The 24,899-nt window shown below is 64.4% G+C and carries 22 protein-coding genes; 16 read left to right on the plus strand and 6 right to left on the minus strand.

What is annotated here, in order from left to right; translation table 11 throughout:
• Nucleotides 1–422: 422 nt before the first annotated feature.
• Entirely contained in the window at nucleotides 423–1,175 is a 753-nt protein-coding gene (locus HMPREF1136_RS06995; protein ID WP_009648653.1) for an exonuclease domain-containing protein, read from the minus strand.
• Nucleotides 1,176–1,255: 80 nt separating this feature from the next.
• On the opposite strand from HMPREF1136_RS06995, the gene HMPREF1136_RS07000 reads away from it, so the two are divergent.
• The gene (locus HMPREF1136_RS07000; protein WP_009648662.1) at nucleotides 1,256–2,380 is read left to right on the plus strand and encodes a GuaB3 family IMP dehydrogenase-related protein; all 1,125 of its coding nucleotides are present in this window, start codon (nucleotides 1,256–1,258) and stop codon (nucleotides 2,378–2,380) included.
• Here the strand turns inward: HMPREF1136_RS07000 and HMPREF1136_RS10915 are convergent.
• Nucleotides 2,338–2,484 (minus strand): hypothetical protein, encoded by a 147-nt coding sequence (locus HMPREF1136_RS10915; protein WP_156791858.1) that lies wholly within the window; start codon nucleotides 2,482–2,484, stop codon nucleotides 2,338–2,340. The genes HMPREF1136_RS07000 and HMPREF1136_RS10915 overlap by 43 nt on opposite strands.
• A gap of 123 nt (nucleotides 2,485–2,607) precedes the next feature.
• On the opposite strand from HMPREF1136_RS10915, the gene HMPREF1136_RS07005 reads away from it, so the two are divergent.
• The 15 genes from HMPREF1136_RS07005 (at nucleotide 2,608) to HMPREF1136_RS07075 (ending at nucleotide 21,379) form a co-directional block, all read left to right on the plus strand.
• Nucleotides 2,608–5,136, plus strand: coding sequence for an ExeM/NucH family extracellular endonuclease (locus HMPREF1136_RS07005; RefSeq protein ID WP_009648649.1), 2,529 nt, complete (start codon nucleotides 2,608–2,610; stop codon nucleotides 5,134–5,136).
• A 62-nt stretch (nucleotides 5,137–5,198) separates the two neighbouring features.
• Nucleotides 5,199–7,475, plus strand: coding sequence for a bifunctional metallophosphatase/5'-nucleotidase (locus tag HMPREF1136_RS07010; RefSeq protein ID WP_009648645.1), 2,277 nt, complete (start codon nucleotides 5,199–5,201; stop codon nucleotides 7,473–7,475).
• 159 nt (nucleotides 7,476–7,634) lie between these two features.
• Complete coding sequence (locus tag HMPREF1136_RS07015; protein WP_009648661.1) at nucleotides 7,635–8,720, plus strand: BMP family lipoprotein; 1,086 nt, start codon at nucleotides 7,635–7,637, stop codon at nucleotides 8,718–8,720.
• Nucleotides 8,721–9,013: 293 nt separating this feature from the next.
• Nucleotides 9,014–10,099 carry a BMP family lipoprotein gene (locus HMPREF1136_RS07020; RefSeq protein WP_009648654.1) on the plus strand — a complete coding sequence of 362 codons (1,086 nt, stop codon included), beginning with the start codon at nucleotides 9,014–9,016 and terminating at the stop codon, nucleotides 10,097–10,099.
• A 92-nt stretch (nucleotides 10,100–10,191) separates the two neighbouring features.
• Nucleotides 10,192–11,757: an ABC transporter ATP-binding protein gene (locus tag HMPREF1136_RS07025; protein WP_009648664.1), complete on the plus strand. Its 1,566-nt coding sequence runs from the start codon at nucleotides 10,192–10,194 to the stop codon at nucleotides 11,755–11,757.
• A complete protein-coding gene (locus tag HMPREF1136_RS07030; protein WP_009648655.1) occupies nucleotides 11,754–12,881 on the plus strand; it encodes an ABC transporter permease in 1,128 nt (375 codons plus the stop codon). Before HMPREF1136_RS07025 ends, HMPREF1136_RS07030 begins: the two co-directional genes overlap by 4 nt.
• A complete protein-coding gene (locus tag HMPREF1136_RS07035; protein ID WP_009648658.1) occupies nucleotides 12,878–14,152 on the plus strand; it encodes an ABC transporter permease in 1,275 nt (424 codons plus the stop codon). The genes HMPREF1136_RS07030 and HMPREF1136_RS07035 overlap by 4 nt, the downstream gene beginning before the upstream one ends.
• Before the next feature lie 14 nt (nucleotides 14,153–14,166).
• Nucleotides 14,167–14,649, plus strand: a complete 483-nt coding sequence (locus tag HMPREF1136_RS07040; protein WP_009648663.1) for a cytidine deaminase — start codon at nucleotides 14,167–14,169, stop codon at nucleotides 14,647–14,649.
• On the plus strand, nucleotides 14,636–15,922 hold the full coding sequence (locus tag HMPREF1136_RS07045) for a thymidine phosphorylase (protein WP_009648648.1): 1,287 nt from the start codon (nucleotides 14,636–14,638) through the stop codon (nucleotides 15,920–15,922). The genes HMPREF1136_RS07040 and HMPREF1136_RS07045 overlap by 14 nt, the downstream gene beginning before the upstream one ends.
• 33 nt (nucleotides 15,923–15,955) lie before the next feature.
• A complete protein-coding gene (locus HMPREF1136_RS07050) occupies nucleotides 15,956–16,954 on the plus strand; it encodes a sugar-binding transcriptional regulator (RefSeq protein ID WP_009648665.1) in 999 nt (332 codons plus the stop codon).
• A gap of 94 nt (nucleotides 16,955–17,048) precedes the next feature.
• The gene (gene deoD, locus HMPREF1136_RS07055; RefSeq protein ID WP_009648657.1) at nucleotides 17,049–17,756 is read left to right on the plus strand and encodes a purine-nucleoside phosphorylase; all 708 of its coding nucleotides are present in this window, start codon (nucleotides 17,049–17,051) and stop codon (nucleotides 17,754–17,756) included.
• A gap of 20 nt (nucleotides 17,757–17,776) precedes the next feature.
• On the plus strand, nucleotides 17,777–18,430 hold the full coding sequence (deoC, locus tag HMPREF1136_RS07060) for a deoxyribose-phosphate aldolase (protein ID WP_009648647.1): 654 nt from the start codon (nucleotides 17,777–17,779) through the stop codon (nucleotides 18,428–18,430).
• Nucleotides 18,431–18,433: 3 nt separating this feature from the next.
• The gene (locus HMPREF1136_RS07065) at nucleotides 18,434–20,107 is read left to right on the plus strand and encodes a phospho-sugar mutase (RefSeq protein WP_009648660.1); all 1,674 of its coding nucleotides are present in this window, start codon (nucleotides 18,434–18,436) and stop codon (nucleotides 20,105–20,107) included.
• A gap of 82 nt (nucleotides 20,108–20,189) precedes the next feature.
• Nucleotides 20,190–21,011 carry a class I SAM-dependent methyltransferase gene (locus HMPREF1136_RS07070; RefSeq protein WP_034505297.1) on the plus strand — a complete coding sequence of 274 codons (822 nt, stop codon included), beginning with the start codon at nucleotides 20,190–20,192 and terminating at the stop codon, nucleotides 21,009–21,011.
• The gene (locus HMPREF1136_RS07075) at nucleotides 21,008–21,379 is read left to right on the plus strand and encodes a cupin domain-containing protein (protein WP_009648650.1); all 372 of its coding nucleotides are present in this window, start codon (nucleotides 21,008–21,010) and stop codon (nucleotides 21,377–21,379) included. Before HMPREF1136_RS07070 ends, HMPREF1136_RS07075 begins: the two co-directional genes overlap by 4 nt.
• A 115-nt stretch (nucleotides 21,380–21,494) precedes the next feature.
• Here HMPREF1136_RS07075 and HMPREF1136_RS07080 read toward each other — a convergent pair whose 3' ends face one another.
• The 4 genes from HMPREF1136_RS07080 to HMPREF1136_RS07095 all read right to left on the minus strand — a co-directional run bounded on the left by HMPREF1136_RS07080 (nucleotide 21,495) and on the right by HMPREF1136_RS07095 (nucleotide 24,876).
• Entirely contained in the window at nucleotides 21,495–21,851 is a 357-nt protein-coding gene (locus tag HMPREF1136_RS07080; RefSeq protein WP_034505303.1) for a hypothetical protein, read from the minus strand.
• Between the two features lie 156 nt (nucleotides 21,852–22,007).
• Nucleotides 22,008–22,763, minus strand: a complete 756-nt coding sequence (locus HMPREF1136_RS07085) for an iron ABC transporter ATP-binding protein (protein WP_009648656.1) — start codon at nucleotides 22,761–22,763, stop codon at nucleotides 22,008–22,010.
• On the minus strand, nucleotides 22,760–23,815 hold the full coding sequence (locus HMPREF1136_RS07090) for an iron chelate uptake ABC transporter family permease subunit (RefSeq protein WP_156791860.1): 1,056 nt from the start codon (nucleotides 23,813–23,815) through the stop codon (nucleotides 22,760–22,762). Before HMPREF1136_RS07090 ends, HMPREF1136_RS07085 begins: the two co-directional genes overlap by 4 nt.
• Before the next feature lie 20 nt (nucleotides 23,816–23,835).
• The gene (locus HMPREF1136_RS07095; RefSeq protein ID WP_034505299.1) at nucleotides 23,836–24,876 is read right to left on the minus strand and encodes an ABC transporter permease; all 1,041 of its coding nucleotides are present in this window, start codon (nucleotides 24,874–24,876) and stop codon (nucleotides 23,836–23,838) included.
• Nucleotides 24,877–24,899: the final 23 nt, after the last annotated feature.

Genomic DNA, 24,899 nt, shown 5'->3' on the forward strand with positions numbered 1-24,899 from the left:
GCGGCTCAGCGCGTCGGCTCGAAGCCCGGCCAGGCCCTGCGGGCCCGCCGGCACCCTCCACACTGGTGGCGCATGGTGCGCGTTGCACGGCAAAACCGTGTAGACCCCGGTGCTATCCGGATAGGTTATGCGCACGTGGATAGGTTATGCGTATCCGGATAGGTTATTAAGCTATCCGAGTGTTGGTTACCTATCCGTATGCTCGTTTCCTATCCGTGTGTGTTGGTGGCCGTGGGAGTCGGGCTGCCTGCTTGGCGCGTCGGCTCGAAGTCCAGCCAGGCCCTGCGGGCCCATTGCGATGCGCCGCCCGAGGCTTCCGCCGGAACCCGGCCACGGCCTCGTGACAGCGCCCTGTGCGCGGAGGGCACGTCAGGCATAACGAAACGGGGGCCGGTACTCACCGACCCCCGCTTGACGTGCCCTTACTCCCTGTCACCCCCGCGGCCTCGCGGCGTGATCTGGGGCCACTCGCGGTCGATGGACGCGTCGCGGCCCTGCTTGCGCAGGTACTTCTCAAAGTCCTCCGCCCAATCCTGGTGGGCCTGGAGCTGATAATCCATGAGCTCACGGGCGCTCATGGAGGCCAGCTGCGGGTACTTGTCCACCATGCCCGCGAGCACGTTGAGCGTCATGGCCACGTCGACCTCGGCCGTGTGAGCGTCGGGGGAGGCGACCGCCCCGTAGACGGGGGCCATCTCCGTCAGAGTCTTCTTGCCCTTGCGGAAACGATCGAGCTTGCGATCCAAAACGAGCGGGTCGACGACCAGCATCGGCGCGCCCTCCAGGCGCTCCTCAAAGGACCCCAGGCGGTGGCGGCGCAGCTCCTGGTTCACCAGCGTGATGTCGTAGGTCGCGTTGAAAGCGACGACCGGGTAGCCGCGCAGCCAATGCTCGACGATGGAACCCGCCAGCTCGTGGAGGACCTCCTCGATGGGGCGGCCGTCGCGGCGCGCCTGCTCGGTCGTGATGCCGTGGACGGCCGTGGCCTGCTCGGGGATCTCAATGCCCGGGTCGGTCAGCCAGGTCGCCACCTGGTCGGGGGCGCTGACCCCGCTGCGGTAGGAAGCGCCGTCGATACGCAGGACGAGGGCCGCCGTCACCAGGCGGTCCTTGAGCGCGCGCACGCCCGTCGTTTCGGTGTCAAAACCCATCCACGGGTCGTCGATCCAGCTCATGTTTGCTCCTGTCCTCGCCGGTTCCACCAGTGTGGCAGAGGGCGGGCACATCTGCGTCCCGGAGGCAGTAGAATCGGTTTATGAGCCACGAAGTCGAAATCGGACGCGGCAAGCGCGGTCGGCGCGCCTACACACTGGATGACATTGCGCTCGTGCCCGCACGGCGCACCCGCGATCCTGAGGACGTCAACGTCGGCTGGCAGATTGACGCCTATCACGTGGACTTGCCCCTCATGGCGGCCCCCATGGACTCGGTGATGAGTCCAGAGACGGCCATCGCGTTCGGTCGCCTCGGTGGCATCGGAGTCCTCGATTTGGATGGCCTGTGGACCCGGTACGAGGATCCCGAGCCGATCCTCGACCAGATCGCGCACCTCGGCGAGGAAGAATCGATTGCGACCCTGCAGCGCGTGTACTCGGAGCCGATTAAGCCCGCGCTCATCACGGAGCGTCTCACGCAGCTGCGCGAGGCCGGGGTGGTCGTCGCCGGTAAGCTGTCGCCCCAGCGCGTCCAGCAGCATTGGCGTGCGGTCGTGGACGCAGGCGTCGACCTGTTCATTATCCGTGGCTCCACGGTGTCCGCCGAACACGTGTCGTCGCGCCGTGAGCCTCTGAATCTCAAGCGTTTCATCTACGAGCTGGATGTTCCCGTCATCGTCGGCGGCGTCTGCACGGACACGGCGGCCCTGCACCTCATGCGCACGGGCGCGGCGGGCGTCCTCGTTGGTTTCGGCGGGGGAGCGGCCCACTCGACGCGTCAGTCCCTGGGAGTGCACGCGCCGATGGCGACCGCGATCGCGGACGTGGCCGCGGCCCGGCGCGACTACATGGATGAGTCCGGCGGCCGTTACGTACACGTCATCGCGGACGGCGGTATTGGCCGCAGCGGCGACCTCGCGCGCGCTATCGCGTGCGGCGCGGACGCGGTTATGCTGGGCGCGGCCATCGCTCGCGCCGAGGAGGCTCCCGGGCGCGGCTGGCACTGGGGTTCCGAGGCAACCCACCCTGACATGCCGCGCGGCCAGCGCGTTCACGTGGGAACGACGGGCACACTCGAGCAGATCCTCTACGGCCCCTCGACGCGCGCGGACGGCTCGCTGAACTTCGTGGGTGCCCTCAAGCGTGCCATGTCCACGACCGGTTACGCCGAGGTTAAGGATCTTCAGCGCGCCCAGGTGGTCGTCTCGCCGTATTCGGCGTCCTGACTGTCGCTCATCGACAGGGACGAGGCCGGGGCGAGATCGTCGGGCACCGCGTCGCTCCTGCGCGACTTCTCGTATGTCGTCACGGGGGACGGGAATCCTCCCATGCGGTTCCATTTGTGCGTGGATGCGCATACACTTGTCGCAACTCGTGGTGCCGTTGGTAAAGATGCCTGCGGTTCGGGACCTGTGGGTCCCTCACGGTGAGGCGAGGTTGAGAGGACATCCCGATGACGCACGGGACTCGGTCGTTAGCTGTACTCGGCGTACTCACTCTGTCCACGGTGGGGCTTGTTCCTGCCGCCTGGGCGACTGACGCCGGGGCGGAACTCGCGCAGGTTGCTCAGTCGGGCGTTGGACACCCTGCTCAGTCGGGAGGACAACGTGCCCCCGAAACATCCGGCGCGCCCACTGCCCAGGAGAGCGGAATCACCAAGGGGCAGTCGGCCTCGTCGATGACGGGGGAGGGGCAGCTGAGCGCCCCCGAGAGTCGTGGCTCTCAGCCCTCCGCCGACGTCGAGACGACTGGGGGCGTGTCCGCGAGCGCGGCCGCGACCCCGGAAGGTGCCGCTGGGCGCACGGTTGCAACTGCTGAGGATGCCGCGCTAAAAGGTGCGACCGTCGATACCCCAATCCCGGAGATTCAGACGGTGGGGGAGGGGGACGACTCGGCGATGGTGGGTGCCACCGTGACGACGGTTGGCGTCGTGACTGCGGCGTATCCGGCAGGTGAGTCTGGGCTGGCAGATACCTTGGATGGGTACACGATTCAGACGCCGGGCAGTGGCGGCGCGTGGGATGAGGGGCGGGCGCGCTCGGACGCCCTCTTCATCTACGTGGGGAAGGACGGTCAGATCCCTGCGGTTGGGACATGCGTGCGCGTGAGTGGCACGGTTGGGGAGTTCCCCGCGACGACCGCGACGTCCAACCCGTCGAGCCTGACCCAGCTGGCTGCCACCGGATTCACGCAGGTCGACGGGTGCGAGGCCGTGGCTCCCACTCCGGTCACCGGTGTCCCTGTGGATGGGCGGGCGGAGGCATACGAGTCGATGCTGCTGGATCCGCAGGGAACGTGGACGATCACGGACAACTATGCGGCGAATCAGTATGGGACGCTGGCGCTCACGCCGGGCATGGAGCCGCTGCGCGCCGCGACCGACGTGGTTGCGCCGGGGCAGGACGCGCGCGACTACGAGGCCGCCAATGCCGCGCGGGTGATCACCCTCGACGACGGGACGAACACGAACCTGCTGAAGGGCGCGGCGACCGAGGTGCCCTACGCGTACCTGGCGAACGGGGCACCTGCCCGCGTCGGGTATCACGTGACGTTCTCCGCTCCCGTCGTCTTGGAGCCGAGGCATGGGTCCTGGGTCTTTCAGCCGACCTCTCTGGTCGCTGGGCATCCCGACCGCGCTCCCGTGACAATCACCGGGCAGCGGCCGAGCGCGCCCGCGGTCGGCGGGGATACGCGTGTGGCGACCTTTAATGTCCTCAACTACTTCTCCGACCTGGGTGTCGACGAGGCCGGATGCGCGGGTTACCCCGACCGCACGGGGGCCTTCGTGACGGCTAAGAAGTGCAAGGTGCGCGGCGCGTTCTCGCGCGAGGCCTTCGCAAACCAGGAGGCCAAGATCGTGTCCGCGATCAACGCTCTGGGGGTGGACGTGGTCGCCCTGGAGGAGATCGAAAACCCAGTGGCTGTGGGGGTGGGAACCGACCGCGACGCGTCCCTGGCGCGCCTCGTCGAGGCCCTCAACAAGGCGGCGGGGGCTGAGACCTGGGCGTACGTGCCCTCGCCCAAGACCGTTCCCGCAGACGAGGACGTCATCCGCGTCGCGTTCATCTACAAAACTGCGACGGTCACCCCCGTCGGTCCCTCTCTGATCCATGACGATCCGGCGTTTAGGGGCCTCGCGCGCCAACCCCTGGCCCAGGAGTTCGCGCGTAGGAGCGGCGAGAGGGCGGCTGCACCCTCCTTCGTGGTGATCGCCAACCACTTCAAGTCCAAGGGATCCGTGCCCGAGGGTGCGGGCGAGGGCAATACCGATAGTGGGGACGGGCAGGGGAACGCGAACGCGATCCGTGTCGCCCAGGCCACCGCGCTCGCTTCCTTCGCCGCTCAATTCGCTGACAAACCAACCCTGCTCGTCGGCGACTTTAACTCCTACTCCCAGGAGGACCCGGTGACGGCCCTGGAGGGTGCCGGGTGGGAGCGCGTGTCCGGCGGGGGTGAGGCGTCCTACGTGTACTCGGGCCGCTCCGGTTCCCTCGATCACGTGTTTGCTAATGCCGCCGCGAAGCCTCTCCTGGCGGGTGTCACCAGCTGGGCCGTCAACGCCCAGGAATCCATCGCTTTCGAATACTCGCGCGCGGGCATGAACGCCCACCTGGCCGTCGAGGCCGAGAACCCATACCGCTCCTCCGATCACAACCCCGAGATCATCGGGTTGAACCTGCTGGGAGCCAACCCGTCGTCGGGAGCCAACCCGTCGCCCAGCACCTCGTCAGCGCCGGGATCCACGCCGTCACCGAGCGCCGGTGCCCCGACGCCGCGCGGCACCGGATACCCGGCCACGGCCTCGTCCCGAGGAGGGCGAAAGGGCGCTGGAAATTCACGGCGCATGACGCCGGCGAACGCGCGCGCTTCCCTCGCCCGCACGGGCGTGGACGCGGCGGCCCCGGTCTGGGCTGGCGTTCTCCTCGCCCTCGCGGGCGTCGCTGCGCGGAGCGCGGCGCGCCGCGGCTCCCGGCACCCCTAAGCACCCACTCATCCCATTCACCACGTGACGCGGCATTGTTGTCGCTCAGAAAGGAACACACCATGCGTAAACCATGGACACGCCTCGCGTTCGCCTCGGTGGCGGCGCTTACCCTCGCGTCGTTGCCGACCATGACGGCAGCTGCCCCGCAGGACGAGGCCCCGTCGATCACCCTGGACCTCTACAACCTGACGGACGTCCACGGGCACATCCAGCAGGTCGCCAAGAAGGGAGTCGTTCGCGAGGCCGGCCTGCCCGCGATGAACTGCTACCTGAAGAAGGCTCGGGAAACCAACCCCAACTCCTCGTTCACGCTGCTGGGCGACAACATTGGAGCGTCCCCCTATATCTCGGGCGCGCTCAACGACAACCCGACTATCGCGGCCCTCAACACCCTGAACCCACTGGCCTCCACGATCGGCAACCACGAGCTGGACATGGGGCAGGCCGTCTTTAAACAGCGTGTCGACGGTTCCAACCCGAGCGAGTACGTGCAGGCGACCTTCCCGTACCTGGGGGCCAACATCGAGGGGATGGGCACCTACGGGGACGGCACCCCCTACCTCGGGGACTACAAGCTGTGGACGTCGCCCTCGGGCATGAAGGTCGCCTTCATCGGGGCCATTGCGCAGGACGTCCCCTACAAGCTGAGCCCCGGCACGACGGAGGGCCTGACCTTTAGCGACCCGATTGCGCGCATCAACTCGCTGGCCGCATCTCTCAAGGGCAGCGGTACGGCAGACGTTGTCATCGCCATGCTCGACGACGACGTGAAGAACAACTACACGAAGGTCGGCAAGGACGTCGATGGCCTCATGGGCGGGGACACGCACGTGCCCTACGAGTTCGACCACGTGAACTCGGTGGAGTCCTTCGAGTCAGCGAACCCGCGCCTGGCGGGTATCGCGTCCGGCTCCTACACGGATAACCTCGGTCTGATCCGCCTGACGATTGATCCCGCGACGCGCCAGGTCACGAGTGCCGACTCGATCCTCATCCCGGCCGCCGAGGTTGCCCAGTGCGGCGCGGACCCCGACACCCAGGCAATCGTTGATAAGGCCGACGCCGACTCGAAGGAAGCTGGCAAGCGCGTCGTCGCCACCGGCTACACGACACCCTTCATGCGCGGCGTTTTCACGACCCCCGACGGGCTGACCGAGCCGGGCTCGAACCGCGGTATCGAGTCCTCCCTCGGTGACCTGGTGGCCGACTCCCTGCGTGAGACGATCCTCACACCGGACGGAAAGAGCGTCGATGTCGGCATGATCAACGCGGGAGGCCTGCGCGAAGACCTCGTGCCGAACGAGGATGGCACCATCACCTATGCGCAGACCTACGAGGTTGAACCCTTCTCCAACGAACTCGGCTACGTAACCCTCAAGGGATCGGACCTCAAGGACGCGCTCGAACAGCAGTGGAAGAACGACCTGAACTCGCAGAACTCCCGTCCGATGCTCAAGCTCAATCTGTCCTCGAACGTGCGCTACACCTACGACCCGGCGAAGCCCGACGGACAACGCATCACGTCGGTGACGATCAACGGTGAGCCGCTGAAGGCAGATGGGACCTACACGGTCGGGTCCGTGAACTTCCTGTTGGACGGCGGAGATTCCTTCGATGCCCTCACCCGCGGGGGAGCAACCGTGACGAACGGTAACCTGGACCGTGACGCATTCAACGAGTACCTGGCCGCCCATTCGCCCACGAAGGATCGATCCGCCGACGCTGCGAGCGGTCTGGCTCCGCGCGCGGCGAAGTCTTCGATTGGTCTGACCCTGCCCGCCGAGCCGGTCGCCGATGGCTCGACCGTGACGATCCCGCTGCGCGGCCTGTCCTTCTCCGAAGGACCCTCGATCACGACGAAGGTGCACGTGAGCGCGGGTGGCGCGCAAGCCGTTGCCGACGTGGATAACTCCCTCGTGGATGCCCATGCATCGGACGGCGCCGCAGTCATCACGACGGACGGCGCGGGGCAGGCGAGCGTGGACGTGACGGTCGTGGGTGCCTGCGAGGGTAAGGCGGCCGGTGAGGTCGTGAACGTGCCCGTCACTGTCGCCACCGACTTCGCGACGGTCGTCGAGGCCTCAGACGGTTTGTCGATCCCGGTGACGTGTGCGGGTGTGGCAGCTCCGTCTCCATCTGCCGATTCTGGCGAGGGGAGCAAGCCGGTCGTGAGTGTTCCGGAGGATTCGAAAAAGGATCCAGGCGCGTCCAAGTCAGGCGGTGTGTTGGCGCGAACAGGTGCGGATACGCAAGGGGTGCCTGTGGTGTGTGTGCTTGCTGTGTGTGGTCTCGCCGGTCTCCTGGCACGTCGTGCCCAAATCGTTACCAGCAGGTAAGCGTTTTGCTTTGACGTGAGTGACACTCGTGCAGGATACTTGGATACGGTGTAACCGCCGGTTCGCATTGTTGATAAATTCCCTGTATTCTCAAGGAGGCATGTTTTCCACGCCACTATCGAGTCGTCAGAGAGTTCACGTCAATAGAGAGAGATCGTCATGAAGCACATCACCACATTTGCCGCCGCTGTGGGCGCCGTCACCCTGGCATTGACCGGCTGTGCCGGAGGGGGAAAAGCCGCTCAGTCTGGTGAAGCCAAGGCTGAGCTTCCGTTTAAGGCATGCGCTGTCTCCGATACCGGCGGTTGGCAGGACAAGTCTTTTAACGAGTCCGCCTACGACGGCCTCATGGAGGCGAAGTCCTATCTGGGGGTCACGGTGGATACCGCCGAGTCTGACACAGAGGATGATTTCGTCGGCAACGTTGACAAGATGGTGGCCGCCGATTGCACGCTGATCATCGGCGTTGGCTTCCACCTGGAGCCGGCCGTTCATCAGTCTGCCCTGCAGCATCCTGATCGCAACTATGCCATGATCGACACGACCTTTACTGACGGCACCGACGAGGCGGTCCTGAAGAATGGGCGTCCGCTGCTGTTCAATGCGTCCGAGGCTTCCTTCCTCGCGGGCTACGCTTCGGCGGCGATGTCAAAGACCGGTAAGGTCGCGACCTTCGGTGGTGCGCAGATCCCCGCCGTGGCTGTGTTTATGGACGGATTTGCGGACGGTGTGAAAGCCTACAATGAGGCGAAGGGGACCTCCGTGCAGGTGCTTGGTTGGGACAAGGACACCCAGACAGGAGCCTTCACGGATTCCTTCGATGACCAGTCGCTGGGGCTGCAGCAGGCGCAGCAGTTCATCGCGCAGGGTGCTGACATCATCATGCCCGTCGCCGGTCCTGTCGGAATGGGTGCTGCGGCCGCTGCGAAGGCTGACGGCAAGACGCTGATCGTTGGCGTCGACTCGGATTGGTACGAGACCAATCCCCAGTATTCGTCGATCATCCTGACCTCGGTCATGAAGGAGATCGGTGCTGCTGTCGAGCAGGCCATTCAGGATTCGGTCAAGGGGAAGTTCACCTCGGAGCACTACATCGGTACGCTCGCTAATGGTGGCGTGTCGCTTGCTCCCTTCCATGATTTCGAAACCCAGGTTCCCAAGGAGCTGCGGCAGGATCTGAACAAGCTGACGGAGGATATCAAGAAGGGACGGCTCGTGATCGAGTCGCCGAACGCCCCGAAGTAATCTCTCGCCGGGTTGGCCGGCGGCGAAGCTTTCAACGCAGCGATTGGTGTCGCTGCACGGAAGCTTGCCGCCGGCTTAATCGTTGCTAAAGCAACTTAATCGTTATCAAAACGAGTTAACCGTTACCAAAGCGAGAACAAATAAACCTTGACATGGGTGTTGCAGCACGGGACACTTAGATCAGACGTAAAAGTCGATTTATGCAAATGTTCGCACGGTGATTGTGCGAACCGAATCGGGGCTTGTGTAGCTCACGGTTCGACGAAGAATCACTTCAACAAAGGATCACACAGATGAAGCATTTCACGAGGCTCGCCGCATCGGCGGGTATTGTCGCGCTCGCGCTGGCTGGATGTGGCGGAGGTGGAACCTCCGGCGGCTCTGGCAAGGCCCAGGACGCCGCGTCTTTCAAGGCGTGCGCAGTGTCGGACGCCGGCGGCTGGAACGACAAGTCCTTCAACGAGTCAGCGTACAACGGACTGAAGGATGCCCAGAGCAAGCTGGGTATTCAGATCAACGCGGCCGAGTCCAGCTCCGACACGGACTTTGCGCCCAACGTTGAGTCCATGGTCTCCGACGGCTGCAACCTGATCATCGGCGTCGGCTTCAACCTCGAGCAGGCGATCCACAAGTCCGCAGATGACAATACGGACCTGCATTACGCCCTCATTGACTCCAGCTTCAGCGAAGGCAAGGAGACCGTCACCCTTAAGAACGGGCGTCCGCTGCTGTTCAACACGGCTGAGGCTGCATACCTTGCGGGTTACGCGGCGGCCGGCATGTCGCAGACGGGTAAGGTTGCCACCTTCGGTGGCATGCAGATCCCTGCGGTGACAGTCTTTATGGACGGCTTCGCTGACGGCGTTGATGCCTACAACGCCGCGCATGGTACCTCCGTTCAGTTGCTCGGCTGGGACAAGGCATCTCAGAACGGCTCGTTCACGCAGAACTTCGACGATCAGGCACTGGGCAAGCAGCAGGCGCAGCAGTTCATCTCGCAGGGCGCCGACATCATCATGCCCGTCGCCGGCCCCGTGGGCCTGGGTGCCGCGGCGGCTGCCAAGGCTGACGGTAACACGCGCATCGTCGGTGTGGACTCCGACTGGTACGAGGCAAACCCCGACTACTCCTCGATCGTGCTGACGTCGGTCAAGAAGGAGATCGGTGCTGCTGTCGAGCAGACCATCACGGACTCGGTGAATGGCAAGTTCACGCCGGAACCGTTCGTGGGTACGCTGGCTAACGGCGGCGTCTCCCTGGCACCCTTCCACGATTTCGATGCTCAGGTGTCCGATGAACTCAAGTCTGAACTGAACAAGCTCACCGAGGACATCAAGGCTGGCACGCTGAAGGTTGAGTCGCCGAACGCCCCGAAGTGATCTCCCAGCGGTGGGGCTGTCGGCGAGTTGTCCGCAGCCCCACCCGGGTGTTGGGAGCCTATCGCCCACCGGTGTTGGGGAAGGTCGAAGGAATGAAACTAGAGCTGCGGGGGATCACGAAGAGGTTTGGCCCCCTCACTGCTAACGACTCGATCGATCTGACGATCGAGGAGGGGCACATTCACGCCCTGCTTGGTGAAAATGGTGCGGGAAAGTCCACGCTGATGAACGTCCTGTACGGGATGCACCAGCCTGACGAGGGACAGATCATCATCGATGGTGAGCCCGTGACATTTAAAGGCCCGGGTGACGCTGTTGCTGCGGGCATTGGTATGGTGCATCAGCACTTCATGCTGATCCCGGTGTTCACGGTCGCGGAATCGATCGCACTAGGTTATGAGCCGACTGGCCCTGCGGGCATTATTAGCCGTGAGCGCGCGCGTCAGACGGTGCGCGAAGTATCGGCACGCTTCGGCTTCGACCTGGATCCCGATGCGCTCATCGAGGATCTGCCGGTCGGTGCGCAGCAGCGCGTTGAGATTGTCAAGGCCCTGTCGCGTCAAGCGAAGGTCTTGATTCTGGACGAACCGACGGCCGTGCTGACACCGCAAGAGACGGATGAACTGATGAAGATCATGCGTCAGCTCGCCGATGCGGGGACGTCGATTGTCTTCATTACTCACAAGCTGCGCGAGGTGCGTGCAGTTGCTGACGATATCACGGTGATCCGTCGTGGAAAGGTCGTCGGCACGGCCTCCCCGACGGACTCTGAGGCTTCGCTGGCCTCGCAGATGGTGGGGCGCCCGGTTCTTTTGCGCGTCGATAAGGAACCGGCTCGGCTTCGCCGAGGTGGCCTCGTCTTGGATGATGTCTCCCTGCTAGGCGCGGGTGGCGTGCCCGAACTTGATCATGTGTCATGCAAGGTTCAGCGTGGTGAGATCCTCGCGGTTGCCGGGGTGCAGGGCAACGGTCAGAGCGAACTTGCGGAGGTGATCCTTGGCCTTCGTACTCCCGATAGCGGGACGATCACCCTCGAGGGAAAGGATATTACTCGCGCGAATCCTCGAAAGTCCCTGAATTCTGGGGTTGGGTTCGTTCCCGAAGACCGTATGACAGACGGTATGGTGTCTTCTTTCTCCATTGCTGACAACTTGGTCCTCGATCAGTTTAATGCGCCCGAGTTTGCCTGGGGTCCGTCGCGCAAGCTGGGAGCGGTTGCCCGCAATGCGCGAGCGAAGCAGGAGGAATACGACATCCGCCTGACGTCGATCAATGATCCGATTTCCTCCCTGTCGGGTGGTAATCAGCAGAAGGTTGTCGTTGCGCGCGAAATGTCACGAGAGCTGAAGCTGCTGGTCGTCAACCAGCCCACGCGCGGCGTCGACGTCGGGTCGATCGAGTTTATTCACCGCAGGATCGTAGAGGTGCGCGACCAGGGGTGCGCAGTGCTGCTGATTTCGTCGGAGCTCGACGAGGTTGTGGCGCTGGCCGACCGGATCGCCGTCATGTATCGCGGTCGTATCGTCGGCATTGTGCCTGCGGATACGCAGCGTGATGTCTTGGGTCTCATGATGGCTGGCGTTCCTCAGGACGAGGCCGTGGCGACCTCGCATCGCGGTGGCGCGGTTGACGCTCGCGAAGGACAGGAGGAGCAATGAGTAAGAAGAAGACTGCCTCCCTGGGCATGTTTACGAGGATTGTTGGCTCGCAGGGGTTCGTGTCGGTGCTCTCAGTCTTGATTGCCTTCGCGATCGGAGCGATCCTGATTGCCGCTACGGGGGCTTCCGTCACAGACGCCTACTACGCGATGTTCCGCGGGGCCATCGTGGACCCGCAGGCGTCGACGTTCATGCGCGCGATTAAGCCGCTGACAGACTCGGTGTTCTTTGGGATTCCCTTGATTATTTCGGGTCTGGGTCTCGCGTTCGGCTTCCGTGCCGGACTGTTCAACATCGGCGGTAAAGGCCAGATGATCGTTGGCGCACTCGCGGCCGTGTGGGTGGGCTTCTCGATGAACCTTCCTCCGGTCGTTCACACCTTCGTCGCTGTGGCTGCGGCGATTATCGCGGGCGCTGCGTACGCTGGCATCGCGGGTGTCTTGAAGGCAAAGACGGGGGCTAACGAAGTCATCGTCACGATCATGCTCAACTCGATTGCAGTCCTGGGGCTGGGATACGTCCTGTCGCAGCCGTCGTGGCAGCGGCCCGGTTCGAACCAGCCGGTCACTCCTAACGTGGCTGACACGGCTGCCTTCGCGAAGTTCTTCGATGGGCCGATCAAGCTGCACAGTGGCATCATCGTTGCGCTTATTGCGTTGGTGATTTTCTGGTGGCTGATGGAGCGCTCGACGCTCGGTTTCCAGATTCGTGTCGTGGGTGCGAATCCTGCGGCGGCACGTACGGCGGGCATCTCGGTTGAGCGCATCACGGCGGTCACGATGCTGTTCTCGGGTGCCTTCCTGGGGTTGGCGGGTGCGAACGAGGCCTTGGGCACTCTCGGATACGCCTCGCGTGACGTGGCCGGTTCGATTGGTTTTGACGCGATTACGGTCGCTCTGCTGGGACGCAACAAGGCGTGGGGCACGTTCGGTGCTGGTCTGCTGTTTGGTGCGTTTAAGGCGGGCGGTTATGCGATGCAGGCAAAGAATGTGCCAATTGACATGATTTTGATTTTGCAGTCAGTGATCGTGTTGCTGATTGCTGCCCCGGCTCTGGTGCGGTGGCTGTTCAGGCTGCCTGATGCGAAGCGTCTGGCGGCTGCTGGAAAGGGGAACGACGAATGAGCACAGTTGAGAAGGACGCGCAGGTTCTGGTCAAGCGCTCGTGGAAGCTCCCAGTCGTGTATGTGGCTGCCAGCATCCTGCTGTTGGTGTTTGGTGTCTCGACGCACGGTGATGTGACGATTCGACTGAACGATAAGTCGCAGTCGTACTCGATCCCCGACATCGTCACGTCTGGTGCTCCCATCGTGTGGGTGCTTGTGGCGTTGACCATTCTGGTGACCGCATGTGAGTTGATTGTGACTGTCCGACGCATCGATGTTCCGTCGTGGGCACGGGCAGTAGGGATGAGCGTTGTCGGCGTGTCTACGATTCTGGGCTTCCTGCTGTACGCGGGTTCGGATTCGGCGGGTGCAGTGACGCTCACCTCGACGCTCGTGTCGACGGTGGCGATCTCGACGCCACTAATTTTCGGTGCACTGTCGGGTGTCATCTCTGAGCGTGTCGGCGTTGTCAATATCGCGATTGAGGGTGACCTGCTGGTCGGAGCGTTCGCGGGTATCATGGCGGCCTCTTACTTCCAGACCGCTTACGCGGGCCTTGTGGCCGCGCCTCTCGCGGGCGCTCTGCTGGGGGCGCTGCTGGCGCTCTTCTCCGTCAAGTACGGAGTGGATCAGATTATCATCGGCGTCGTGCTGAACGTCCTGGCGCTGGGTCTGACGACCTTCTTGTACGGGACGATCATGAAGGATGCTCAGGATGTCCTGAACACCAACCGCTACTCGCTGCCCGACCTCCCGATCCCTGGCCTGGTCGAGATCCCGGTCATCGGGCCGGTCCTGTTCGATCAGTCGATCCTCGTCTACCTCATGTACGCGGCCGTCATCGCGCTGTCGTTCTTCCTGTTCCGATCTCGCTGGGGTCTGCGCCTGCGGGCGTGCGGTGAGCACCCACGCGCGGCCGACACGGTCGGCATCAACGTGGGGCGTACGCGCACTGCCAACACGATCCTGGGTTCTGCGTTCGCAGGGCTGGGGGGCGCGTTCTTCACGATCGGATCGGGTCTGGCGTTCACGGACAACATCTCTGCGGGTAATGGCTACATTGCCCTTGCGGCGATGATCCTGGGCAAGTGGAATCCGATTGGTGCGATGAGTGCAGCCGTCATGTTTGGCTTCGCACAGGCGACGGCCCGTATGCTGCCCAACATTGAGCCTTCGATTCCCGCGAACCTGATTTCGATGATCCCGTACGTGGTGACGATTGTCGCTGTGGCTGGCTTCGTCGGTAAGTCGCGCGCCCCTGCGGCCGAGAACATTCCCTACGTGAAGTGAGGAGCGTGGAACAGATGACGACGATCGATTGGGACGCCCTGCTGGGCGTCGCCATCGACGCGATGACACACGCGTATTGTCCGTACTCGCACTTCCCGGTGGGCGCGGCGGGCCTGAGTGCCGATGGCCGTATCGTCAGCGGTTGCAACGTGGAGAACGCGGGTTACGGCGTGGCGCTGTGCGCCGAGTGCGGCATGGTCTCGGACCTGATCCGCACCGGCGGAGGCACACTCGTCGCGGTTGTCGCCGTCAACGGGGACCGGGTTCCGGTGGCCCCGTGCGGGCGGTGCCGCCAGCTCATTTACGAGCATGGCGGCCCCTCCTGCCTGGTCCTCATGCCAGGCGGCGTCGCCGACATGACCCAGGTCCTGCCCGGTGCCTTTGGCCCCCACGACCTGGAGGAGGCTGCCTCCCGCGGCACCGCCAGGTCAGATGATGCTCGCGACGCGGCCCAGGCCTCGTCTCAGAAGAAAGAAGGAAACGTTGGCACTGTTTGATGCCGTTGACATTATCCGCACGAAGCGGGATGGGGGAGTACTCACCCCCGACCAGATTGACTGGGTGATCGACGCTTACACGAAGGGCGTCGTCAAGGACGAGCAGATGTCTGCCCTGGCTATGGCGATCTTTTTGCGCGGGATGAACCGCGCCGAGATCGCCCGCTGGACGGACGCGATGATCCGTTCGGGGGAGCGCATGGACTTCTCCGGGATTGGCAAACCGACTGCAGACAAGCACTCCACGGGAGGCGTGGGCGACAAGATCACGCTTCCGCTGGCTCCGCTCGTCGCGTGCTTCGGCGTGGCCGTCCCGCAGCTGTCGGGCCGAGGCCTGGGGCACACGGGCGGTACCCTGGACAAGATGGAGTCCATCCCCGGGTGGCGCGCTAATCTGTCCAACGAGGAGATTCTGGCTCAGCTCGGTGAAGGCTGCGGCGCGGTCATCTGCGCGGCAGGGTCGGGTCTGGCACCCGCGGACAAGAAGCTCTACGCGCTGCGCGACATCACGTCGACGGTCGAATCGATTCCGCTGATCTCCAGCTCCATCATGAGCAAGAAGATCGCGGAGGGCACGGGATCCCTCGTCCTGGATGTCAAGGTTGGATCGGGTGCTTTCATGAAGGACATCGACAGTGCGCGCGAGTTGGCTCGCACTCTGGTGGACCTAGGACGCGACGCGGGCGTCGCTACGCGCGCTCTGCTGACCGACATGTCCGTGCCGCTGGGCAGGAAGATCGGCAATGCCCTCGAGGTTGAAGAATCCGTCGAGGTGCTTGCGGGCGGTGGCCCTGCCGATGTCGTTGAGCTGACTTGCGAGCTTGCCCGTAACATGCTCGATCTTGCTGGCGTGCACGACGCTGACGTGGAGGCCGCCCTGCGCGACGGGCGCGCCATGGACCGCTGGCGCGCGATGATTCGCGAGCAGGGCGGTGACCCCGACGCAGCCATGCCTCGTGCCGTGCACACTCACGAGGTGTGTGCTGAAGGCAATGGAATGATCGTTGGTATGGATGCCCTGAGCGTGGGTGTCGCCTCGTGGCGACTTGGCGCGGGCCGAGCCGTCAAGGATGATCCGGTGCAGGCGGGTGCCGGCATTGAGATTCATGCCAAGCCGGGCGAGACCGTCACGAAGGGTCAGCCTCTGCTCACTCTTCATACCGACGATGAGTGGCGGATTGAACGGGCATTGGAAACATTGACCGGCGCCGTCGAGATCAGTGCTGGGGGGACGTATCTTCCTCGCGGTGTGGTTTTGGAGACGGTGTCCTGATCGCGGCGCGGCCGGGGCGAGGAAGGAAAATACGTGGATAAGCGTGATGAGCAGTCGATTGATGCGCTCAAGCTCTACTATCAGCAGGACTTGAGTCAAGCTGAAGTCGCCGCCCGTTTGGGCATCTCGCGTCCCACAGTCGCCAAACTCCTCGCCCACGGCCGTGATCGTGGTTTCGTTACCATTTCAATACATGATCCCCGCGATGAGGCCTCTGAACTGGCTGCCCGTTTGGAGCGATGCTACGGATTATCATGCGTGCGCGTCGCGCACGGGCACGCCGTGACGGAGGACGAGGCCATTGATCAGGTTGGTCGCGTCGGTGCCGACCTGGTGAGCCAGTTGGTCCACGACGGCATGAGCGTGGGTATCTCCTGGGGCCGCACGATGAGTGCGGTCGCCTCTTACCTGACTCGTTCTCCGCGTCAGGGCGTGCGCGTTGTCCAGCTCAAGGGCGGGACGTCCTTCTCTGCGCGTGCGACGCACGACTTCGAGGTGATGCGCGCGTTTTGCAAGGCCTTCACCGCGCAGCCGCGTTACCTGCCCCTTCCCGTCATCTTTCAGAGTACGAAGACGGCATCGATCGTGTGCAAGGACCAGGCGATCATGAAGATCTTGGAAGAGGGCCGTAACGTTGACGTGGCTGTCTTTACGATTGGTGCGATCAGCAACGAAGTCATTTCTCTCAACCTCGGGCACCTGGGTGAGGAAGAAGTAGATACGCTGCTACACAGAGCCGTCGGTGACGCACTTTCTCACTTTTTTACGGAGAGTGGGCAGGTCGCGATTCCGGAGCTTGAGGCGCGCACTGTCAGCATTTCCCTGGAACATCTGCGTACTCGTCCTGTGCGGCTGGTTGTCGCGGGCGGAAATGTGAAAATGCGTGCGTTGGATACGGCGCTGCGTATGGGGATTGCGACGCATCTTGTGGTGGATCAGGACCTGGCGGCCGCGCTGTTGGATATGCGTGAGCGCGATGTTATGAAGGAAGTAGGTGATGGCGCGAGAGACGTTGAACACTTGTCAATATAATTATTGACATATTGCTAATGGCGGCAATAATCTCGCCACACGGTAAAGATGCCGAGGAGCTGATTGCTCCGTGATTTGACGAAGGAAATGACACATGCGTTCGACACCGCACATCAACCCCACCGCCCCTATCGCCGAGACGATCCTCCTGCCCGGTGATCCGCTGCGCGCGAAGTTCATCGCCGAGAACTACCTGGAGGACGTCCAGCAGTTCAACGCGGTGCGTAACATGCTGGGCTTCACCGGCACCTACCAGGGCACGCCCGTGTCCGTCATGGGGACGGGTATGGGTATCCCGTCCATCTCCCTGTACTCCTACGAGCTGATCCACGAGTTCGGCTGCAAACGTCTCGTGCGCGTGGGCACCTGTGGCGCGCTCCAGCCCGACATGCACCTGTACGATGTCGTCGTTGCTCAGGCAGCATGCTCTAACTCGGCGTTCGTGGAGCAGTACCAGCTTCCGGGTACGTATGCACCCATTGGGTCTTTCCGTCTTATCGAAGAAGTTGTACACCGCGCCCGTGAAGCCTCTGTCCCGGTGCATGTCGGCAACATCATGTCCTCCGATGTCTTCTACAACGCGAACCCGACCTTCAACGAGGCCTGGCAGCGCATGGGCATCCTCGCCGTCGAGATGGAGACCGCTGGTCTGTACGCGACGGCCGCCCACGCGGGCGTCGAGGCCCTGGGTATCTTCACTGTCTCCGACTCCTTGGTCACGGGCGAGGTGACGGACGCGCAGGCGCGTCAGACTGCCTTCACCGCCATGATGGAGCTGGCTCTGCCGCTGGCCAAGCTCTGAGACGAGACGAAAGGACTCCTATGAAAAAGCGCGACGTGGCCGCGATGATCGACCACACGATCCTTAAGCCCGAGGCCACCGCAGCGGACGTGGCACGCATCGTCGAAGAAGGAGCCGCGGCCGGCACGTTCTCCGTGTGCGTCTCTCCCTCGATGCTGCCCCTGGACGTGCCCGAGGGCCTGAAAGTCGCTTGCGTTGTGGGCTTCCCCTCCGGTGCTGTTAAACCGCAGGTCAAGGCATTCGAGGCCGCTCAGGCCGTCGCCGACGGAGCTGACGAGATCGATATGGTCATCAACATCGAGCTGGTCAAGGACTCCCGACTGCACGAGCTGAGAGAGGAGATCGCGGCGGTGCGCCGCGTCGTCCCCGCCCCGCGCGTCCTCAAAGTCATCATCGAGTCGGCCGCCCTGAGCGACAACGAGATCATCGCCGCCTGCATGGCTGCGAAGGCCGCCGGCGCTGACTTCGTGAAGACCTCGACGGGCTTCCACCCCGCCGGTGGTGCTTCGACCCACGCGGTTACGCTCATGCGCGCCACCGTCGGCGACGCCCTGGGCGTCAAGGCCTCGGGCGGCATTCGCGACGCCGAAACGGCGCTGGCCATGATCAACGCCGGAGCCTCCCGCCTGGGCGTCTCCGCAACCAACGCCATCCTGGCAGGACTGGAGGACTGAACAATGGAACTACTCGACAAAGCCCAGCGCTGGGCGGACCACGACCCGGATCCGGCCACGGCCTCGTCCCTGAAGGCTGATATCGAGGCCGCGCGCGGCGGAGACGAGGAAGCGCTCGCCCGTGTCGGTGCCGCCATGAACGGCCCCCTCGAGTTCGGCACCGCGGGCCTGCGAGGCGTCGTGGGTCCTGGCGAATCCCGCATGAACCTGGCCGTTGTCATCCGCGCGACCGCTGGCCTGTGCGAGGTCGTCAAGCGACACGCCACCGGCACCCCCACCCTGGTCGTCGGCTGCGATGCCCGCTACGGCTCCTCCGAGTTCGCCACGGCCGCCTGCCGTGTCGCCTCGGCAGCAGGCGTGCGCGTCCTCGCACTGCCCCAGGCCAACCCGACCCCGCTCACCTCCTTCGCGGTGCGCCACTTCGGCGCGGACGCGGGCGTCATGGTCACGGCCTCGCACAATCCTGCACCCGACAACGGCTACAAGGTCTACCTGGGCGGCAGCGTCGTCACGGGCGACGGGCAGGGCGTCCAGATCGTCCCGCCCTTCGATGCCGAGATCGCCGCGGCCATCGAGGCCACGCCCCCCGCCGACCAGGTGCCCATGAACGACGACCTGGTCGAGGCCGTGGACCCGCGCGACGAATACGTCGCTGAGGCCGTCAAGCTGGCCTCCGGTGACGCCGCCGCGCGCGCAGACCTGCGCATCGTCCTGACCGCCATGCACGGCGTGGGTGCCCCGCTCACCTCCCGTGTGCTCGAGGAAGCTGGCTTCACGCACGTGTCGCTCGTGGCCGCCCAGGCAGAGCCCGACCCGGACTTCCCGACCGTGCCCTTCCCGAACCCCGAGGAAGCCGGTGCCCTCGACATGGCGATCGAGCAGGCCCGCGCCGAGGACGCCGACCTCATCATCGCGGTCGACCCCGACGCGGACCGCTGCGCGCTCGCGGTTCCAGACCCCGCCGCCGAGGCCGGATGGCGTCCGCTGAGCGGCGATCAGATTGGCTGCCTGCTGGGTGAGTTCCTGGCCTCGCGTGGCATCCAGGGATCGCTGGCGAACTCGATCGTCTCCTCGCGTCTGCTGGCCCGCATCGCTCACGCGCACGGGTTGGTCCACCACACGACGCTCACGGGCTTCAAGTGGATCGCTCGCGCGCCCGAGCTGGCGTTCGGCTATGAGGAAGCCATTGGTTTCTGCCCGAATCCCGCCATCGCACGCGATAAAGACGGTATTGCGTCTTCTGTCGTCGCCGCGTCGCTGTTCGCCGCGCTCAAGACCGAGGAGCGTACCGCATGGGACGAGCTGGATCGCCTGGCTCACGCCCATGGCCTGCACGTGACCGGTCCGCTGACCTTCCGCGTCGAGGAGATCGAGCAGATCGCGACTGGTATGGCGCGCCTGCGCGCCCAGCCGCCCAGCGAGCTGGCGGGGTCGCCGGTCGTCGAGGTCTCTGACCTGTCGGAGGGGTATCAGGGTCTGCCGCCCACGGACGGCGTGCTGGTGCTGACGAAGGCCGGGGACCGCGTGATTGCGCGTCCGTCGGGCACTGAACCCAAGCTCAAGTGCTACCTCGAGGTCATCCTGCCCGCCCCCGAGGGCGAGCCGGTGCCGTGGGATGAGGCGTACGAGCGTCTCGAACGGATCAAGCGTGAGTTTGGCCAGATTATCGGCCTGTAAGCGCTGATAGAGGGCCTCCGTCGGAGGATTTAAGAGGGGTATAGCCCTGCGCGAGTAAATAGATAACGATATACTTGCGTATATGGCAACTCACATTAAATCCGCGGCGGAGGCCCTGCCTTTTGCCGACCGGCCCGTCGAGAAGGCACCCGGGCACTGGGTGCTCGCGCGCGCCGGTAAAACGGTGCTGCGCCCCGGCGGCCTGGCGCTGAGCACCTGGGCCCTCAAACGCGCCGTCCTACCCGGCGCGGACGTCGTTGAATTCGCGCCCGGCCTGGGCGTCACGGCCTCGGCGATCATCGAGGTCGGACCCGCCTCCTACACAGGCGTGGAGCGCGATCCCGACGCGTGCGCGCGCGTCAACGCCATCGCCTCGGGCGTGGGACGCTGCGTGAATGCCGATGCCGCGCAGACCGGCCTGCCGGACGAGAGCGCGGACGTCGTCGTCGGCGAAGCCATGCTCTCCATGCAGGGGGAGAAGGCCAAGCGAGCCATCATGGGCGAAGCCGCCCGCATCCTGCGCCCCGGCGGACGCTACGTCATCCACGAGCTGGCGATGCGCCCCGACTCCATTGGAGAGGAACCCGCCACCGAGATCAGGAAGGCGCTGGCGCGGGCCATCAACGTCAACGCACGCCCCCTGACCGTTGCCGACTGGAGGCGTGCGCTCGAGGACGTTGGCCTCGTCGTCGAAGAGACCCGCATGGCTCCCATGGCCCTGCTCAAACCGGGCCGGATGATCGCCGACGAGGGCGTGCGCGGCGCTCTGCGCATTATGCGAAACATCGCCCGCGACAAAGATCTGCGCGAGCGCGTCATCACGATGGCGCGTACGTTCAAGAAATACGACCGACACCTGTGCGGCGTTGCCATCGTCGCGCGCAAACCCAAGGAGAACAGTTGAGCCTCTCGCCCGAATCCAACACCGAGGTCCCCACGCCCATCATGACGGACCTGCAGGACATCGCCTCGATGATCCAGGTCAACGAGGAAGCCACGGTGTCGCGCACCGTCATGCACGCCGAGGGCGTGCGCCTGGTCCTCTTCAGCTTCGATAAGGACGAGATCCTCAGCGAGCACACGGCCGCGATGCCCGTCATCCTCCACACGCTCGAGGGCGCCCTCGAGATCGAGGCCGACGGCCGCACCGTTGTCCTGAAGCCCGGCGACGTCATCCACTTCGGCACGCGCCTGCCGCACGCCGTGCGCGCGCTCGAACCCTCGAAGCTGGCCCTGTACATGCTGGACCGCCGCGAGCGCCCCAAGGGCTGAATTTCGCCCCTCATACTGGGAACCCCGACCTCGTCTGAGAGCAACGAGGTCGGGGTTCCATGCCGCATGGGCGCGGTACATCGCGTGCGTCGGCGTGAGTGAGCGCGTGAAAGTCCTAGGACAGGGACGCCTTGCCGGCGCCGCGCGCGACCAGCCACAGGCCGGCCTCGACGATGACACCGGACACGACGAACACGATGGGGACGGAGAGTCGCGCGTCCATGAGGGTCGTGGCAGCCAGCGCGATGCCGTGGGCGGCACCCAGGACCCCGCCGCCGAAGAGAATCGGCCATGCGGCGCGGTGGACGCGCTCCCAGGCCTGCGAGCCGGGGGTGATGCCCGCCAGGCGCAGCCCCAGAGGAGGGCGACACACGCCGACGCGCGCGGTCAGGCCCGAGGCAAACAGATAAAGGCCACCCGCGATGAGAGCGACGGCGAGAATCAGGAAAAGGACGATGAGTCCGACGTGCACGGGAACCCCCAGGGACAGTGAAAGTTTCACGGCTGTTTCACGCACGAGCGTGGGCCGTGCGATCATTCTAACTGGCCACGGCCTCGTGAATGACGAGGCCGTGGGAGCGTCGGGCGACCGGTGACAGTCGAGTCGTGGCCGAGCGCGCGTGCACGCTCAGAAGTAGCAGGCAATCGGGCCGTTGGGACCCGGCACGACGGTGACGGGGGTGTCGAAGATGTCGGTGAGGACCTCGTCGCGCATAATCTCTTCGGGCGTGCCCATGAAAGCGACCGTCCCGTCCTTGAGGGCACAGATCTGTGAGGCGTAGCGCGCCGCGAAGTTGATGTCGTGTAGAACGATGACGATGGTGCGCGAAAATTCGCGGGCGGCTCGTTCCAGCATCGTCATCATCTCGACGCTGCGCGCGATATCCAGGTTGTTGAGGGGCTCGTCCAGCAGGACGTAGTCCGTTTCCTGGGCCAGCACCATGGCGACGTAGGCGCGCTGGCGCTGGCCGCCCGAGAGCTGATCGAGGTAACGAGCCTGCAGGTCCTCCAGGTCGAGGAAGCCGATGTAGCGGTCGATGATCGCCTCATCCTTGGCGTTCAAACGTCCCTTGGAATGGGGGAAGCGCCCAAATCCCACGAGCTGGCGCACGGTCAGGCGCGAGATAAAGTGGTTTTCCTGGCGCAGGATCGACAGGGTGCGCGCCAACTCGGAGGACTTCGTCGTGGCGACGTTGAGGCCCCCGACCTCGATGGTGCCCTCGTCGATGCCGAGGAGACGCCCGATCATGGTCAGGAGCGTGGATTTACCCGCCCCGTTGGGACCCACGAGCGCCGTGATGCCGCCCGCCGGGATGTCGAGGGAGATTGAGCCGATGCGCACCGACGGCGAATACTGCTTGACGACGGAATCGATGGAAATCACAGGCGGCCCTTTCGCAAAATAGTGACGATGAACGCGAGTCCGCCGACGAACTCGATGATGATGGAGACGACGCCCTGCGTGTTGAAGATGTGGTTCATGACGAAGTAGGCGCTGGAGAGAATCGCGATTCCGAGGGCCACCGCCATCGCAAAGATGAAGCGGTGGTCGTGGGTGTCGGAGAACTGGTAGGACAGCGTCGCGACGAGGAATCCGAGGAATGTCATGGGACCCACGAGCGCGGTCGACGTCGCCATGAGGATTGACACGAGGACGAGGACCACGACCGACGTGCGCCGGTGGTTGAGTCCCAGGTTTGTGGCGGTTTCGCGTCCGAGGGAGAGGACGGAGAGCCTGCGTGTCATGAGCACGAGGGCGAGCGCGGCGACCGCAACGAGTGGGACGGCGATCGGGAAGTACTCCTTCTGCGCGTTCGCGATGGACCCGAAGAGGCGGGCGGTGAGCACGTCGAACTCCGAAGGCGTGAGGAGGCGCTGCATGAAGGTCGAGATGGAACCCAGGCCCGCGCCGAGCATGACGCCGATGAGGAGCATCGCGTGCATCGAGGCGCGCTGCGAGGTGAGCAGCCATGAATAGAGCACGAGCGTCAGGGCGATCATGAGACCCAACTGGCCGACGAAATTGCCGACGGTCGCCGAGGCGTTGAGTCCGGCGACGCCCAGGAAGAAGATCGTGGACGTGTGGATCGCCCGATAGAGGGACTCGAAGCCCAGGATGGAAGGCGTGATGATGCGGTTGTTCGCCACCGTCTGGAAGGCGACCGTGGCCATGCCCTGGCACACGGCCACCAGGGTGATCGCCAGGACCGCGAAGGCGCGCCGACGCGCGAGACGCCAGAAAACGGGTGTTCCGAAGTGCGCGGGATTCTTCCACACGAGCAGTCCGATGCAGGACAGGAGCGCGACCGCGCACACGGCAGCGAAGATGATCCACCAGCGACGCCTGGCGGCGGGGGACACGAAGGCACCGGTACGGCGTGTCGGGCGCGTGATGGACGAGGCCTGGGCGGGGGACGTGGCGGCGGCCTCGTTCATCGAGGGGAGAGAAGCGGCGGTCACAGCGTGGCTCCCTTCTTGGCCTGGCGCAGCACGAGCGCGATGAAGACGAAGGCTCCGAGGACGCCCAGGATGACGGAAACGGGCATCTCGAAGGGGGAGATGATGGTGCGGGCGAGCAGGTCGGTGACCGTCACCAGGGCGATGCCCGCCAGGCACACCCACGGCAGGTTGGTGCGCAGGTTGTCGCCCATCGTCATGGAGACCAGATTGGGCACGATGAGGCCCAGGAAGGGCAGGGAACCGACGACGACGGTGACGACGCCGGTGGCGACGGCGACTAGGCCGGTCGCGATGAGGACCATGCGGTGGTAGTTGACGCCGAGGGACACAGCGATGTCTTCGCCGAGCGACACGGCTGTGAGGCGGTCGGCCATGATGAAGACGATTGCGACGACGATGGTGACGATCCACAGGATCTCGTACTGGCCTTCGTAGACGGAGGTGAAGGACCCCTGGAACCACACGGCCACGCTCTGCATGGTGTTGGTTTCCAGCGCGATGAACGTGGAGATCGCGGAGACGACCGCGCCGAGCATCATGCCCATGATGGGCACGAGCAGCGAGGAGCGCAGGGAGACACGTCGCAGGAGTGCGAAGAACACCATCGTGCCCGCGAACGCGAAGGTGATCGCGCAGGTCATGCGTATCAGGATCGGGGCCCCCGGCCACGCGATCATGATGACGAGCAGGCCCAGTCCCGCCCATTCGGTCGTGCCCGTCGTGGAGGGTTCGGCAAAGCGGTTCTGGGTGACCAGCTGCATGACGAGGCCGCTCATGGACATGGCGGCACCGGAGAGGATCAGGGCGATGGTGCGGGGAACGCGCACGGCGAGGAAGATCCGCCAGCCGTCGTCCTGGGAAAGGATCGAGTACTCACCGGTGGACAGAGACAGAACCAGCAGGGCGAGGACGGCCAGCGTGGCCAGTGCGAGTGCGAGGGGCCGCCTCGACGACGAGGTCGTGGCGGGTGCGGGCGTCGCCGCGGAGGATGCGGGTGTCTGGGGGGAAGGCGGCGCGGTGATGGGGGAATGCGTCATGAGAATGGGGGAGCGGGTGCCGC

Source organism: Actinomyces sp. ICM47 (assembly GCF_000278725.1).
GTDB lineage: Bacteria > Actinomycetota > Actinomycetes > Actinomycetales > Actinomycetaceae > Pauljensenia.